Annotated in this window: 15 protein-coding genes; 8 read left to right on the forward strand and 7 right to left on the reverse strand. The window is 69.0% G+C overall.

Translation table 11 applies throughout. The features are described 5' to 3' along the window. Window positions 1-85 precede the first annotated feature (85 nt). The 4 genes from OG542_RS23385 to OG542_RS23400 all read left to right on the forward strand — a co-directional run bounded on the left by OG542_RS23385 (window position 86) and on the right by OG542_RS23400 (window position 4,710). A complete protein-coding gene (locus OG542_RS23385) occupies window positions 86-964 on the forward strand; it encodes a helix-turn-helix transcriptional regulator (protein ID WP_328413540.1) in 879 nt (292 codons plus the stop codon). A 291-nt stretch (window positions 965-1,255) separates the two neighbouring features. Beyond that, window positions 1,256-2,509, forward strand: a complete 1,254-nt coding sequence (locus tag OG542_RS23390; protein ID WP_328413541.1) for an MFS transporter — start codon at window positions 1,256-1,258, stop codon at window positions 2,507-2,509. An 84-nt stretch (window positions 2,510-2,593) separates the two neighbouring features. Continuing rightward, window positions 2,594-3,616 (forward strand): aldo/keto reductase, encoded by a 1,023-nt coding sequence (locus tag OG542_RS23395; RefSeq protein ID WP_328413542.1) that lies wholly within the window; start codon window positions 2,594-2,596, stop codon window positions 3,614-3,616. 95 nt (window positions 3,617-3,711) lie between these two features. Beyond that, window positions 3,712-4,710, forward strand: a complete 999-nt coding sequence (locus OG542_RS23400; protein ID WP_328413543.1) for an aldo/keto reductase family protein — start codon at window positions 3,712-3,714, stop codon at window positions 4,708-4,710. 168 nt (window positions 4,711-4,878) lie between these two features. Here OG542_RS23400 and OG542_RS23405 read toward each other — a convergent pair whose 3' ends face one another. Continuing rightward, the gene (locus OG542_RS23405; RefSeq protein ID WP_328413544.1) at window positions 4,879-5,904 is read right to left on the reverse strand and encodes a helix-turn-helix transcriptional regulator; all 1,026 of its coding nucleotides are present in this window, start codon (window positions 5,902-5,904) and stop codon (window positions 4,879-4,881) included. 136 nt (window positions 5,905-6,040) lie between these two features. On the opposite strand from OG542_RS23405, the gene OG542_RS23410 reads away from it, so the two are divergent. Then, window positions 6,041-6,436 (forward strand): RidA family protein, encoded by a 396-nt coding sequence (locus tag OG542_RS23410; RefSeq protein ID WP_328418065.1) that lies wholly within the window; start codon window positions 6,041-6,043, stop codon window positions 6,434-6,436. Between the two features lie 97 nt (window positions 6,437-6,533). Continuing rightward, window positions 6,534-6,830 carry a GYD domain-containing protein gene (locus tag OG542_RS23415; protein ID WP_193479906.1) on the forward strand — a complete coding sequence of 99 codons (297 nt, stop codon included), beginning with the start codon at window positions 6,534-6,536 and terminating at the stop codon, window positions 6,828-6,830. Window positions 6,831-7,006: 176 nt separating this feature from the next. Here the strand turns inward: OG542_RS23415 and OG542_RS23420 are convergent, their stop codons facing one another. From OG542_RS23420 to OG542_RS23430, 3 genes are all read right to left on the reverse strand, one after another. Continuing rightward, window positions 7,007-8,146 carry a pentapeptide repeat-containing protein gene (locus OG542_RS23420; RefSeq protein WP_328413545.1) on the reverse strand — a complete coding sequence of 380 codons (1,140 nt, stop codon included), beginning with the start codon at window positions 8,144-8,146 and terminating at the stop codon, window positions 7,007-7,009. A gap of 154 nt (window positions 8,147-8,300) precedes the next feature. After that, window positions 8,301-9,311, reverse strand: coding sequence for a zinc-dependent alcohol dehydrogenase (locus OG542_RS23425; protein WP_328413546.1), 1,011 nt, complete (start codon window positions 9,309-9,311; stop codon window positions 8,301-8,303). Further along, entirely contained in the window at window positions 9,304-9,735 is a 432-nt protein-coding gene (locus OG542_RS23430) for a tautomerase family protein (protein ID WP_328413547.1), read from the reverse strand. The genes OG542_RS23425 and OG542_RS23430 overlap by 8 nt, the downstream gene beginning before the upstream one ends. 129 nt (window positions 9,736-9,864) lie before the next feature. Between OG542_RS23430 and OG542_RS23435 the strand changes: the two genes are divergently transcribed. After that, on the forward strand, window positions 9,865-10,449 hold the full coding sequence (locus OG542_RS23435; protein WP_328413548.1) for a TetR/AcrR family transcriptional regulator: 585 nt from the start codon (window positions 9,865-9,867) through the stop codon (window positions 10,447-10,449). Window positions 10,450-10,598: 149 nt separating this feature from the next. Here the strand turns inward: OG542_RS23435 and OG542_RS23440 are convergent, their stop codons facing one another. Next, on the reverse strand, window positions 10,599-10,769 hold the full coding sequence (locus tag OG542_RS23440; RefSeq protein WP_328413549.1) for a hypothetical protein: 171 nt from the start codon (window positions 10,767-10,769) through the stop codon (window positions 10,599-10,601). Between the two features lie 274 nt (window positions 10,770-11,043). Further along, the gene (locus OG542_RS23445; protein ID WP_328413550.1) at window positions 11,044-11,508 is read right to left on the reverse strand and encodes a hypothetical protein; all 465 of its coding nucleotides are present in this window, start codon (window positions 11,506-11,508) and stop codon (window positions 11,044-11,046) included. Between the two features lie 260 nt (window positions 11,509-11,768). On the opposite strand from OG542_RS23445, the gene OG542_RS23450 reads away from it, so the two are divergent. Then, on the forward strand, window positions 11,769-12,371 hold the full coding sequence (locus OG542_RS23450) for a hypothetical protein (RefSeq protein WP_328413551.1): 603 nt from the start codon (window positions 11,769-11,771) through the stop codon (window positions 12,369-12,371). Between the two features lie 278 nt (window positions 12,372-12,649). Here the strand turns inward: OG542_RS23450 and OG542_RS23455 are convergent, their stop codons facing one another. Then, window positions 12,650-13,099, reverse strand: a complete 450-nt coding sequence (locus OG542_RS23455) for a DNA-binding protein (RefSeq protein ID WP_328413552.1) — start codon at window positions 13,097-13,099, stop codon at window positions 12,650-12,652. Between the last annotated feature and the right edge of the window lie 3 nt (window positions 13,100-13,102).

The following is a 13,102-nucleotide window of genomic DNA, read 5'->3' on the forward strand; positions in this document are numbered from 1 at the left end:
CCCCGGCCCTGCTGTGGGAGTCCGTGCTGTGAGGGGTACTGACAGGGACCCCCACTGATCGCTTCGTCTTCCTACGCTGGGATCCATGGACAGTCGGGCCGAAGTCAGCGCATTCCTCAAGTCCCGCCGCGCCAAGATCACACCGGAACAGGCGGGCATGCCGGTGTACGGGCAGCGGCGGGTGCCCGGGCTGCGCCGGGGTGAGGTCGCGATGCTGGCCGGGATGAGCGTCGAGTACTACACGCGCCTGGAGCGCGGCAATCTCGGCGGGGTCTCCGACAGTGTCCTGGACGCCCTCGCTCAGGCCCTGCGGCTGGACGACACCGAGCGGGATCACCTCTACGCTCTGGCCCGGGCGGCCAACACCAGTCCTGCCCGGGCCCGGCGACGCCCGAAAAAGGCGACCGTGCGCCCCAGTGTGCTGCGCATCGTCGAAGGCCTGCACGACCAGCCGGCGTACGTGCGCAACAACCGCATGGACATCCTCGCGGCCAATCCGCTCGCCCGCGCTCTGCTCAGTGAGGTGTTCGAGCAGGAGCCGGCCAACACCTGCCGGTTCGTCTTCCTCGACCCCCGCGCCACCCGGCTCTACCCCGACTGGGAACGCGTGGCCCGCGACGGAGTCGGGGTACTGCGGGTCGAGGTCGCCAAGAACCCCTACGACCCGGAGCTGTCGAACCTGATCGGTGAGCTGTCCACCCGCAGCGACGCCTTCCGCACCATGTGGGGCGCGCACGACGTGCACGTCTTCACCGAGGGAACCAAGCGGTTCCACCACCCGGCGGTGGGCGAGATGGAGCTGGTCCACGAAAGTCTGGACCTGCCCGGCGAACAGGGGCTGTCCATCACCGTGTACGGCGCCGACCCCGGCACCCCGGCCGCGGACGCCCTGAAACTCCTCGCCACCTGGGCGGCGAGCCAGAACCGGGACGCGGCCGCCTCGCAGGCCGACACCGAACGCTGACCCAAGTCGGCTCTTCCGGGGCTCCCCGCCCAGCACCGCCCTCTCGCCGTTTCGGCCCGCCGCACCTCACGCCGCCCTCCGCACCCGGCGTCACGTCGGCTCCCGGCATGAGGGGGTCCCTGCCGTTACCCCTCACAAGCGTGTCTGTCTGCCGGGCTCGGCTGCTGGTTTCGTGGATTGCGGCGGGCCTGAAGCGCTCCGCCCCCCGCACAACCTTCGGCGCGCATGCCGCTCTGCCGGAACGCCCTCGGATGACCGGGGCCCGCGCCGGCTCTCTTGAAAGGATCGTCAGTGAGTTCCCCCTCGTCCACGAAGCCGGACCCCTCAGCCGCCGCACCGCTCACGGCCGACGGCGGCAGGGCAGTGCCGGCCGGGAAGGTCAAGCTGCCGCCGGTGGTGTGGTTGCTGGGCGCCGTGGCCTTCCTCATGGGCACCAGCGAGTTCGTCATCTCGGGCCTGCTGCCGCAGATCTCCGGCGCGCTCGATGTCAGCGTCTCCAGCGCCGGGACGTTGATCACCGCCTTCGCCGTCGGCATGATGATCGGCGCGCCCGTGATGTCGATGGCGACCCAGCGCCTGCCGCGTCGCTCGGCCCTGGTCGCCGCGCTGCTGGTCTTCGCCGCGGGTCACGTCGCCGGCGCGCTCAGCTCCAGCCTGGGGCTTGCGATCGTCGGCCGGGTCGCCGCCGCGCTGGGCAACGGCACCTTCTGGGCCGTGGGCGCGGTGGTGGCGACCGCCGCCGCGGGACCGGCCGCCGGCACCCGCGCCATGGGTGTGATGGTCGGCGGCATCACCCTCGCCAACATCGTCGGCGTCCCGCTCGGTACGGCAGCCGGCCAACTGGGCGGCTGGCAGGCACCCTTCTGGATGCTCGCCGCTCTCGCCGTGGCCGCCGCCGCCGTGGTGGCCCGTCGGCTGCCCGCCGACACCACACGTGCCGACACCTCCCTGCGCGCCGAGGCGACCGCACTCAAGCATCCGCGCCTGTGGCTGGTCTACCTGGCCATCGCGCTCATCCAGGCGGGCATCATGGCCGCCTACAGCTACGTCGCCCCGCTGCTGACCGACCGGGCCCACCTCGCGACCGCCGTCGTGCCGCTGGCGATGCTCGGCTTCGGCGTCGGCGCCCTGGCCGGCACCACGGTCGGCGGACGCCTCGGTGACCGACGGCCCTACGCCACGCTCATCCCGGCCACCGCCCTCACCTCCGCGCTGCTGGCCGCCATCACCCTGTGGGCGACCAACAGCGTCGTGGCCGTGGTCCTGGTCGTGCTGCTCGGCGGAGCCGGCTTCGCCAACAATCCCATCGTGGTCGGCGAGGTCGTCCGCATCGCCGGAGCCGACCGGTCCCTGCCCATGGCCCTGGCCACGTCCGCCTTCCAGGTCGGCATCGCCGCGGGCTCCTGGCTCGGCGGCATCGCCCTGACCTCCGGCCTGGGCCTGCGGGGCCCGTCGCTGGCCGGCTTCGCCTTCGCCCTCGCGGCCCTGCTGCCCCTCGGGCTGCTGGCCGCCTCCCACCGCAAGACGGAAGCAGCGCGGAGCTGACACCGCACGGGGAGGCCGGGCCCTCCCCGTGCGGCATCCGACACCTCGATCCGAGCAAGCCTTACACGACAGTTGGAGACCACCATGGAACACCGTCTGCTGGGCCGGACCGGCCTGTCCGTCAGCAAGATGTGCCTGGGCGCGATGATGTTCGGCCCGTGGGGCAACCCCGACCACGACGAGGCCACCCGGACCATCCACCGCGCCCTGGACGCCGGCATCAACTTCATCGACACCGCCGACGTCTACTCCCACGGCGAGTCCGAGGAGATCGTCGGACGGGCCATCAAGGGCCGCCGGGACGACATCGTCCTGGCCACCAAGTTCCACAACCCCATGGGGGACGACCCCAACCAGCGCGGCAACTCCCGACGCTGGATCACGCGGGCCGTCGAGAACTCGCTGCGCCGGCTGGGAACCGACTACATCGACCTCTACCAGGTGCACCGGCCCTCACCCGACACCGACATCGAAGAGACCCTGGGCGCCCTGACGGACCTGGTGCGCCAGGGCAAGGTCCGCTACCTCGGCTCCTCCACCTTCCCCGGCAGCCAGATCGTCGAATCCCAGTGGGCCGCCCACGACCGGCGCCTGGAGCGGTTCGTGTGCGAACAGGCCCCGTACTCCATGCTCGTGCGAGGCATCGAGGCCGACGTCCTGCCCACCGCGGCCCGGCACGGCATGGGAGTGATCACCTACAGTCCGCTCGCGGGTGGCTGGCTCTCGGGCCGCTGGCGCCAGGACGCCGACCTGCCCACCCCGTCCCCGGCCCGGCAGCGCCTCGCCGACCGCTTCGACATGGCCCTGCCGGTCAACCAGCGAAAGCTGGAGGCGGCCGAAGCTCTCGCCCACCTGGCCGAGGACAACGGAATGACGCTGATCGAGATGGCCATCGCGTTCGCGCTCAACCATCCCTCGGTCGCCTCGGTCCTCATCGGCCCGCGCACGCTCCAGCATCTGGAGACGCAACTGCCCGCGGCCGACGTGGTCCTGGACCCCGCGGTCCTGGACCCCATCGACGCCATCGTCACCCCCGGCACGGTCATCAACCCGGCCGACAGGAGCTTCGCCAACCCCGCCCTGGAACCGGCGGCCCGCCGACGCTGACCGGGGGACTTGCACCGAACGGAACACGGAACACGGAACACGGAACACCGAACACGGACACCGAACACGGAACACTGAACCAGCAAGGAGCATCCATGCGGTACCGCACACTCGGCAGCTCGGACCTTCAGGTCTCGGAGATCTCCCTCGGCTCGTGGCTGACCTACTCCGGCGGCATCGAGGCCGACGCGACCCGTGCCTGCACCGAAGCCGCCTTCGACGCCGGCATCAACTTCTTCGACACCGCCAACGTCTACGGGCGGGGAGCCGCCGAGACGGCCTGGGGTGAGATCCTCTCGGCCCACCCCCGCGACTCCTACATCCTGGCCACCAAGGTGTGGGGCCCGATGTCCGACGACCCGGCCGACAAGGGCCTGTCTCCCGCCCAGATCGCCAAGCAGATCGATGCCTCTCTCACGCGCCTGAAGACCGACTACGTCGACCTCTACCAGGCGCACCGCTTCGATCCGTCCGTGCCGATCGAGGACACCATCGAGGCGTTCCAGAAGGTCGTCGAGCAGGGCAAGGCGCGCTACCTCGGCTTCAGCGAGTGGACCCCCGAGCAGATCCAGGCAGCGATCGACATCGCCGGCCCCGACCTGTTCGTCTCCTCCCAGCCGCAGTACTCCATGCTGTGGCAGGCCCCCGAGGCCGAAATCTTCGGCCTCTGTGCGGCGAACGGCATCTCCCAGATCGTCTGGTCCCCCCTCGCCCAGGGCGTCCTGACCGGCAAGTACCAGCCCGGACAGCCCGTCCCCGAAGGGAGCCGGTTCGCCAGCGCCGAGATGGCGGTCTCCCAGGGCCTCGTCTACAGCGACGCCACCTTGGAAGCCGTGCAGCGCTTGGTCCCCATCGCCGAGGAGGCCGGGATGAGCATGGCCACCCTGGCGCTGGCCTGGGTCCTGCGCCGCGGCGAAGTCGCCTCCGCCATCACCGGCGCCTCCCGCCCCGAACAGGTCCACGCCAACGCCGCCGCCTCCGGCGTGAAGCTGTCGGACGACCTGCTGGCGGCAGTCGACCAGGCCCTCGGCGACGTCCCGGTCACCGAACCCACCCTCGCCCCTTCCGCGCAGTCCGGCGTCAAGCACCGCTGACCAGGCGGCTGTTGCCCGTTCGCCCCCCCCACAGCCAGGACGGACGGGCCGGGAAAGCGAAGGCCTCAGTCATGACCAGCAAGGTCCCTCAGTCACCTCGATGCCCTCACTTCGGCGTGAGACGGCGCCGCCGCGCCAGGCGCTCAGCTCTTCCCAGGGTTTCCCGACTCATGAGTGCTGAATCCGTTCCGGGCCGACCGCAGGGGCGACCTCGTGCCACCGGGACGAGTCTCCGTAGCGGGTGGCGACCGCGGCGGCGCGGTTGTGTAGGGAGGAGCGCAACGACTGCGGGGCCAGGGCTTCCGCGTCCGTGCTGAGCTGCCACAGCGCCCATTCGGCGTGTCGTGAATCCTGGAAGGTCAGCTCCAGCCGCAGCCAGCCGTCCGCGTCGGGTTCTTCCGCGCGGACGGCCAGCGCGGTGTCCAGCAGGTCCTCCCGCCGCGCCGGGTTCACCCGGACCAGCACGGTGATGTGGTCGCCGCCGGAGAGGAACTGTGCGGCGCGTTCCCGCCAGATCCGGTCCAGATCGACCCGGTTCGGTCGCTGTGCCGTTTCGGGGAGTTCCTCGGCGGCCAACACCCTCGACAGCCGGTAGGTGCGGTCCGTGCCGTTTCTCGTGGCCAGCAAGTAACCCCGGTCGCGTACGGTGACCAGGCCGATCGGGTCCACCGTGCGCCACCGCGGTGTCTGGCCCGTGGCCGCGTAGTGGATGCGCAGCTTGTGCCCGGCGAGCACCGCGCGCCGGACCTCGGTCATCGCGGCGCCGGGTACCTCATCGGTGACCAGCCGACGTGAGAGCAGGTCGGTCTCCGGGTCGACGAGAAATCGCTGGGCCGCGTCGCTCGCGGTGGCCCGGTGGTTCTCGGGCAGCGCGTCGACGACCTTCCGCATGGCCGAAGCGAGCGCCGAGCCGAGGCCGAATGCCTGCTCGCCGCGCGCCGATCCGGCAGCCAGCAAGGCGAGGGCCTCGTCGTGGTTCAGTCCGGTGAGCTCGGTCCGGAAACCGGGCAGCAGAGCGAAACCGCCGTGCCGGCCGCGTTCGGCGTAGACCGGGACGCCGGCCGCGGACAGCGCCTCGATGTCGCGCAGCACGGTGCGGGTGGATACCTCCAGCTCACGGGCCAGCGTGTCCGCGGTCAGCCGCCCGCGCTGACGCAGCAGGAGCACCAGTGAGACCAACCGGTCGGCGCGCATGGAAGGACGCTAACGCAATACATGACCAAGGGTGTCGTGATTTGTTGGGAGGCTCGTTGTCACGACGTCAAAGCCGGTGGCCACCGAGCCGATGCACGTGCGTACTCCCCATGAATCGAATGGAGCTGACGTGGCAATGGAACGTACGGCGGTCAACCCGGTGAAGTGGTCCGTGGAGATGGGATTCAACCAGGGCGAGGTCGTCTCCGGGCACACCCGGACCCTGTACATCTCGGGGCAGACCGCGATGAGCGGCGACGGCAAGCCCCAGCACGACGGTGACATGGCGGCGCAGTTGGCGCTGAGCATCGACAACCTGGAGGCCGTGCTCGGCGAGGCCGGCATGGCTCTCCCGAACCTCGTCCGGCTCAACGTCTACACGACCGACGTCGATCTCCTCCTCCGGCACTACGGCGTGCTGGCGGCCCGGTTGGGCGCCGCCGCGGTGGCGCCGACCACCACGATGCTCGGGGTGACGCGGCTGGCGATCCCCGGCCAGCTGGTCGAGCTCGAGGGAACCGCCGTCGCGTGACGCTGATTACTCATTCGGGTGCGCACATCATGCAGGTTTCGGTATCTATGCCCAGCATTGGCATCGCGATGTGTTCCCTCATGAAGGTGACAAGACCATGCCGACGTACGTCACGTTGCTGAACTGGACCGATCAAGGGATCCGGAACTACAAGGACACCGCGAAGCGTGCCGACGCCTTCGCCTCGGGGGTACAGAAGCTCGGGGCGAAGCTCCTGAACATCTACTGGACCGTCGGTTCGTACGACCTGGTGGCCGTTGTCGAAGCGCCCGACGACGAAACCGCTACCGCGGCGCTCCTGCAGCTCGGCGGAGTGGGAAACGTCCGTACCACCACCCTGCGGGCCTTCGGCCAGGAGGAGATGGGCCGCATCATCGCCAAGGCCGCCGGCTGAGGCACGTCACACCGTCCAAAGCCGAGCTCGCATATCAGAGCGCGGTCGCGGCCTGCCCTGGCCATGACCGCCGCGTTCCCGGCGCTGTTCCGCAGTAGCTGCAGGGGGTGCTGCACCGGTGCGGTCCGGTGCGCCGACTCTCCTGTACCGGCAGTCCGCGTGCGGCGGCCGGAGGATCACTGCGTGCCGCCACGGCTGTGAGGAGGCACTCCGCGTGCGCCCTCGAGGATCGCGCCCAACAGCTTCGCGCCCGACAGCTTTGCCCCGGTCAAGTCCGCGTTGCTCAGGTCCGCATGGCTCAGGTCTGCGCCGCGCAGGTCGGCGCCGGCCAGGTCCGCGTCAGTCAGGTCCGCGTCGATCAGGATCACGCCGCGCAGGTCCGCGTTGCTCAGGTTCGCGCCGATCAGGGAAACGCGGGTCAAGTTGGCGCTCGAGTCGGCCTCTCTGGTGTCGCCAATTTCCTCGGCCCTGTTCAGGTGCGCGTTGTGAAGGTTCGCTCCGCCGAGGTCCGCGCCGGCCATGTCGGCCGCGCCCAAGCGCGCGTTGGTCAAATTGGCGCCCCCGAGGAATGCGTGCCGCAGGTCCGCATTCGGCAGCCTCACACCGGACATGTTCGCGTTGTCGAGGGAGGCGCCTGAGAGGTCGAAATTCTCGAGGCCTGCGTCTCGGAGATCCGCTCCAGTGAGATCCGCGAAGCGGAAGTTGCTGCGCCTGGGCATGCCGCCTTCTGTGAGCCCCACTTCGCGCTCCAGACCGCGCAGATCCACACTACTCAGATCAGCTCGGTACAGCGGCTTCCCGTCTTCGGTCACCTCCCGGTCGGCGGACCGGTTGCCCAGCACGGAAACCACAGCCGCTACGTCGGTAGGGGGTCTGTACTCCTCTGCCGGCTTGAAGCCACTGACCGGAACGGGAGCGTGCTGGCGTACGAACGCGGACAACACCGAGACGACGGTGGGCTGATCTCGAGAGGAGTCCTGCATGATGCGTTGCAGGGCGTAGATACCCCCTAGACGCACATCCAACGATTCTGATCCCAGGTTGGTGATCGCGGCGTTGAACCGGGTGGTGATCTGCCCCTGCTCGGCGATCCGCAGATCTTTGTTGGTCTGCCCGACCGACATCCACGTGAACAGCAGGGCGACGAGCGCAGCCAGTCCCGGCAGCATGGACGCCGCGAGTGCCAACCACGTCAGTCGGCTGATACCACTGTCGCCGCCCGGCCCGATGGACTGGCTCCGTTGCCGTCGATGATCCCTGGCGGCCCGTCGACGTGCGATCCGGCGGAGTTGTGCGGCGGCAGACGGCTCGATCATCCACTCATGACATACCAGGAAACAGTGCTCTTTTCTCCGCCACGCTGCCGTAGCACCCGATCAGGACTGTCCGGAGGTGGCCGTAGAGGAAGGAGCGCGTTCGCGGGGTTGCCCGGCCTCATGTGGGCTGGATCCGTGCTGCCGACGACTTCTGTCACGGTTCTGCCCGGACGAAGACGGGCTTGAGGTGTTTCTCCGGCAGCGCGGTCGGCAGGTCCTCCCAGTCGATGACGTGGGAGACCACCTTCTCGGGGGCGACCTTGCCGGAGGCGGCGAGTTCGAGGGCGTCGGGGATGTGGGCACGTACGTTGTCGCGGGCGACGCGCAGGGTGACGCCGGTGAGGTACATGTCGAGCAGGGGCAGCTCGCCGGGGCGGAAATGGTTGCCCGCCGACTCGCAGATCCCTTCCGGAGTCAGGGACTTGACGGCCAGGCCGAGCTGGTCGACGCGGCCGGTTGCCTCGACGGCGATGTCGTAGCCCTGGGGGATCGGTTCCAGGGCTTCGGTGGTGGCGGCTCCGAACGCGCGAGCCAGGGTGCGGTGTTCGGGGGCGGGGTCGACGTAGAGCACCTCGGAGGCGCCGAGCGCGCGGGCGATGTCGCACACGTAGAGGCCGATGCTGCCGCGGGCGATGACCAGGACGCGTGCTCCGGGGCGGGCCTTGAGGTGCGGGGCGACCAGCCGCCAGGCCAGGGACCAGTTGTCGCTGGCGGACGCCATGGCGACCGGGTCCAGCCCGGCCGGTAGCGGGACCAGCATGGCGTCGGCGTAGGGCACCCGGACCAGGTCGGAGAAGAGCCCGCCCCAGCTGCCGCCGATCGGTGCGCCGTACATCGCCATGTAGGGGACGGCGGTGCAGTGCGCGGTCAGCCCGGCCCGGCAGCGCTCGCAGGTGCCGCAGTTGATGGACCAGGGGACGACCACGAGGTCGCCGGGGGCTAGGGCGGTGACGGCGTCGCCGGTCTCGACGATCCGGGCGACGCACTCGTGGCCGAGGGCGAAGGGCGGCTCGACGAAACCGTGCCCGGCCAGGATCGAGGAATCCACGTCGCAAGGGGTGGCCGCCACCGGTGCGACGATCGCCTCCCGGTCGGACTGAAGCTTGGGTTCGGGTGCCTCGCGCCACTCGACGGTGCGCTTGGCGACATAGGTCAGTTCACGCATCGGTGCGCTGTCCCTTCGCCAATGCCACCAGGTCGTCGTAGCGAATGACGGAGCCGCCCGCGCCCCACGTGCCGTCGGGCTGCTCGTGCACGAGCACCCACACCCGCAGGGCGTCGTCCTGGCCGAGGCCGGCCGCGGCCAGGACGGTCTGCGTCGCCTCCTCGATCAGGCCCGCCTTGCGGCGCTCGGACAGGGCTCTTTGCGGGACGGTGACCTCCACCAGGAAGCGCGGTGCGTCGTCCTCGGCGGTGGTCTGGGCGCCTTCCGGCAGTTCGGTGAGGTAGCTCCACGCCTGGGCGCGGAAGAACGCCGTGTCGGGTGCGCCCTCCCAGCGCAGCAGTACGGCGGCGAGGTCGCGCTGGATGCTCGGGCGGCCTTGTTCGGTCAGGGCGCCGGCCGGGGCCGTGAGCCGGATCATCGGCATGGGCATACCTCTCTTCGTTTCGTTCGGCTCTTCGCTCGACGACGCAGTTCTATGACAGTCGTTATAAGCGACGGTCACGCTAGACTATGACGGCCGTTATAGCCAGTGAGGTCAGAAGGGATCGTGTACGTGACCAAGCCCAGCCCGGCGGCGCGCGAGCGGATCGTGGCCGGTGCGGCCGACATGATCAGCCGACGCGGTCTGAACGCGACGAGCATCCGTGAGACGGCCAAGCACGCCAGGGCGCCGCTCGGTTCGACGTACCACTACTTCCCTGAAGGCAAGCAGCAGTTGGCCACCGAGGCCGTCCGCTATACGGGCGAGTGGGTCGCGCGCCGGCTGCGCAAGGAGCTGGAGGCGGGGCCGGTCGCCGGGCTGCGGGCGTTCCTCGCCCTGTGGCGCAAGATCGTCGTCGACAGTGACTTCAGGGCGGGCTGCCCGGTTCTCGCCGTCTCCATCGAGGAGCCGCCCACTGACGAGACACCCCCCGCCGTGGTGGCCGCCGCCGACGTCTTCACCGCATGGGAGAGCCTGCTGTCCGCCTCGCTGCGCGAGCATGGCGCCGACAGCGAGCAGGCAGTCCAGCTCGCCACCCTCGTCGTCGCGGCCGTAGAGGGGACCGTGGCCATGTGCCGCGCCAAGCGCAGCATCGAGCCCCTCGACCGCACTGCGGAGCAACTGCAGACGCTGATCCTCGCCACGATCAAGGGCTGAGCGGGAATCAAGGGCTGACCTTCTGATCCTTAGCTTTACAGAGACCGGTCGTTGAAGGTCATACAGGCTGCCGGGAAGCCCATGACGGGCGGCAGGGGGCGCTGCCGGTTGCTGGGGTTGCTGTACCTCGCTGCTGTACCTCAGCAGGGTTATCCGCTGAGGGCATCCACGAGAGCCATGAAGATGCCCACGACGAAGACAGCGACGGCCACGAGCCCGATAACCACCAGCGAGCAGCAAGAAGCGATTGCCACCGTGATCCATGCCCGCCCCACGGCTTGGTGGTAGTCGGTGTCGTCATCCCAGTTCTGATCGACCATGTCGCCCCCTCGCCGTGCACAGTACAGAGCGGTTGGCGGGGCCAACTTGGCTGGAGCGACCGTTGGCGCGCTCTCAGCTTGGGAAGCTGCGAGCATTTGGCGCCTGTCCGGGCAATGACCTGGGGAAACGCCCCGCTTGCCGCCTCCTCAGGCTAGGCCGCTTTCACCATGATTCCCCGCTGTTCCCCGCCTTGTCTGGTGCGCTTGTGGTGCGGCCCGCCCGGCACACGGCTCTGACGGACTGACCGTGCGAGCAGACGCGTTGGCATGCGCATCAGAGATGACGCTTGGACGCTCTCACCAGTCGACTGATGTCGTCGCGGGTCCTTTCCCTGCGCTGATCCAGTTCAGTCCTGCTGTCCGTCTTGGGCAGGGCTGCGACGTCCGCAAGTGCAGCTTCTGCCGCCTCGCTCAACACCTCGTCATCGGTGAGCATCTGCACCCGAAAGAGAGCTTCTTGGGCGCTGGAACGCAGGTCGTATGCGCGGACCCGCACCATGCCGGGGTCCTCGTGTGGCGGTTGTTCGTGCTCGCAGAACCAGAGATGTACCAGGCAGCGGCGATAGTTGATCAGCGCGCCAGCATAGGCGGAGTAAGCATCGAGTCGCTCCTGCCGGAGCCTCTCATGGCGGGCGAACTGATGACCCTTGTCGGTGGTGCGCTGCTGAAACGCCAGGGTGAGCCCCGAGCCGAGCAGGGTCCCCAGAACGGCTATGGCACTGGCGATGATGGTCTCCACACCCCAAGCTGATCACGTATCGCCGACCGGGCGCAGTACTCGCTCTGCTCTCACTCCAACACGATTTCCACCTGTGTTGGTGGCCTGCTGGGGTGTGTGCGGGGGGCGTTCACCTGGGTTCATGGGCGACTGACTGCCAGGACGTGTGCGCGGGTGGGCCTCCCTTGCACGAGCGTGAACGCTGCTGAACGAGACGGAAACTGAGACGGACGCTCATAACTCGGGTGACGATTGGCTGCGGCCGGCGCTAGCGTGCGGCGGTGATCAGCAAAGAGGGACTACGCCTGGGTGCGGAGGCCGCACGTCGCCTGGCACAGACAGGCCTCTATGAGTTCGAGCCGGGGCTGACGGACGCCGAGTTCACGCGCATCGAGCGCGAGTACGGCTTCGAGTTCGCGGACGATCACCGAGCATTCCTTGCGGCCGGGCTCCCGGTCAACGTCCCTCCCGAGGACGGGCAGACCTGGTCCAGGCCCTGGCCGGAGTGGCGCGGCGGCGATTTGGACAGCGTGCGTCGACAGCTCGACTGGCCGGTCGAGGGTGTTCTGCTCGACGTTGAGCACAACGGGTACTGGTCTGAGGGCTGGGGTGAGTGTCCAGCCGACGGGACGGCGGCACTGGTTACGGCGCGGCATCATCTGGCGGAGGCGCCGGTGCTGGTGCCCGTGTATGCCCACCGGTACCTGCCTGCCGGCCGGGGAAGCTTCGGGCATCCGGTGCTCTCGATGTGGCAGACCGACATCATCTACTACGGCTTGGACCTGGCCGACTACATGCATCAGGAGTTCGACGAGGCGCGGGGCGAGGCCGACGATGGCTGGAGCCCGCGAGCGACGGCCCCCTTCTGGAGGGACCTTCTCTAGCCCGGGCATGCTGCGTGCGCCCTCAGCTTGGGACGCTGCGGCCATTTTGCGGGCGGATCGGGCGTTGACCTGGGCAAACGTTCAGGGTGCGGCGCCGTCTGGCGCGGCTGCTTACCTCGTGATTCCCCGCTGTTCCCCGCTCGATCTGGTGTGTTGGTCGTCGTTGATTGAGATCCCTGGAGATTCCTTCCATGGTGTGGAGCGTCGGCACGTGCTCGAGCGCCGCAGCCCCCAGATGCCCGGCCCCTGTCTGGCGAGCAATCCGGGGCGGACCCTTCCTACTCCGGGCCCTCCGCGTCGGGCGCGGCGCGGCTGGCCAGTCGTTCGTATCGCTGTCTGGCCGCTTGCGGAGAGCCAAGCCCGAGGCCGAAGGCGATCTCTTGCCAAGTCATGCCGCGGCCACGTGCCATCTGGAGGAGTCCGGTTTCCAGTTCGTCCATCTCTCCGCGAACCAGCGGGACGAGGCTCAACGCAGCGGTGATGTCGCCGTGGTCCACCTCCGGCTCAGCGTCGTCGAGCTGTGCGGCCCCACTGAGCAGGAACGACACGAGTCTGACGGCTTCGTGAGGCCCGATGACCGAGGGATGAACCTGTCGGTGGCGTTGCTCGTCGGTAGTCGCGTGGCGCTCGGCGATGCGAAACAGGGACGCGTAGACGCGGCGCACTCGCGCCTGCTCCGGCTGTGGGGGCGCGAACGGGTCGGTGTGCTGTTCAGGGGTCGACGGCATAAG

The sequence above is a fragment of the Streptomyces violaceus genome (assembly GCF_036014075.1).
GTDB lineage: Bacteria > Actinomycetota > Actinomycetes > Streptomycetales > Streptomycetaceae > Streptomyces > Streptomyces violaceus.